Origin of the sequence: Clostridium tertium (assembly GCF_902652255.1) — a bacterium.
Lineage (GTDB): Bacteria > Bacillota > Clostridia > Clostridiales > Clostridiaceae > Clostridium > Clostridium tertium_A.
Genome location: NZ_CACRTO010000033.1, coordinates 1 through 1526, shown reverse-complemented (window position 1 = coordinate 1526; position 1526 = coordinate 1). Strand labels below are relative to the sequence as shown.

The window sequence follows — 1526 nt, the reverse complement described above, 5'->3', positions numbered from 1 at the left end:
GAGGATGTAGAAAGATTTGTGTAAAAGCAAATCTACTACATCCTTTTATGTATTTTTAAGTGGTAGATTTGGAATAATATTCTTATAATTAAAAGGAGGATTCCAAATGAAAGAAATAAAAGTACCAAACATTGATTATGAAGCTGAAATTAAAAAATGTAAAACTCTTGAAGATGTTACTGGTAAAAATGGATTATTACAAAGATTATTTAAAGATGTTATGCAACAACTTTTAGAAGCTGAAATGGAGGAAACAATAGGACGTGGAAAATATGAAAGAAAATCAGAATCCTATGAAGATGAAGAAAAAAATTATAGAAATGGTTACTCCAAGAAGAATGTTAGAAGTAGTTTTGGAAATGTAGAATTAAATATTCCAAGAGATAGAAAAGCAGAGTTTGAACCTATTGCAGTAAAAAAATATCAAACTGATTGCAATGAATTTGATAAAAAAATAATATCTTTGTATGCTCGAGGAATGAGTACACGTGATATTCAAGCAGAACTAAATGAACTGTATGGAATTGATGTATAGCCTAGCATGATATCTAACATTACTGATAAAGTATTGGGCTCCGCCGCCGAATGGCAAAACAGAATGTTAGACGAGGTTTATCCCATTGTATATATGGATGCCATTCATTTCAAAGTTAGAGATGATCATAGAATAGTAACTAAAGCAGCGTATATATGCTTAGGAGTTGATATGGATGGGTATAAAGATATACTTGGAATTTGGATTGGTGAATCAGAAGGCGCAAAGTTCTGGCTAAGCGTATGTAATGATTTAAATAATAGAGGAGTTAAGGATATATGCATTGCATGTATGGACGGTTTAAGAGGTCTTCCAGATGCGATAAAAACAGTATTTCCTAATGTAAGTATTCAAAGTTGTATAATACATCAAATTAGAAGTTCAATGAGATATGTTCCTTATAAGGATAGGAAAATATTTGTTGCTGATTTAAAAAAGGTATATAAAGCGCCAAATGAAGAAATCGCGCTAGCGCAGCTCGATATGTTAAAAGAAAAATGGAATGATAAATATTCAAATGTAATTGAGTCCTGGTATATAAACTGGGATAAATTATCAACATTCTTCGCTTTTAACGAACAAATAAGAAAAATGATCTATACTACAAATACTTTAGAAGGCATAAATAGGCAAATAAGAAAATTTACAAAAACAAGAACCGTATTCCCAACAGATGATTCCTTAAGAAAATCATTATACTTAGCGACTGAAATTATTATGCAAAAATGGACGTCACCAATTTCTAATTGGGGGTTAATATTATCTCAATTTATGATAATGTTTGGAGATAGATTAAATAAAAATGAAATAATTTAAAGCTTGTACTTTTTTAGCCTTTAATGAATATTAAACCATTTTTAGTAGAAACTAAAAATGTATAAAAGCCCAGTATTATTATTTCAATAAGTAAACAAAAATATAACTGGAAATAAAATTTCCAGTTATATTAGTAAACTAAATTTATTATTTACACAAATTTTTAGATATTCTC

Annotated in this window: 1 pseudogene; it reads left to right on the top strand. The window is 28.8% G+C overall.

What is annotated here, in order from left to right:
• Positions 1-106 precede the first annotated feature (106 nt).
• A pseudogene (locus GPX08_RS11945) lies at positions 107-1351 on the top strand (IS256 family transposase).
• The last annotated feature ends 175 nt before the right edge of the window (positions 1352-1526 follow it).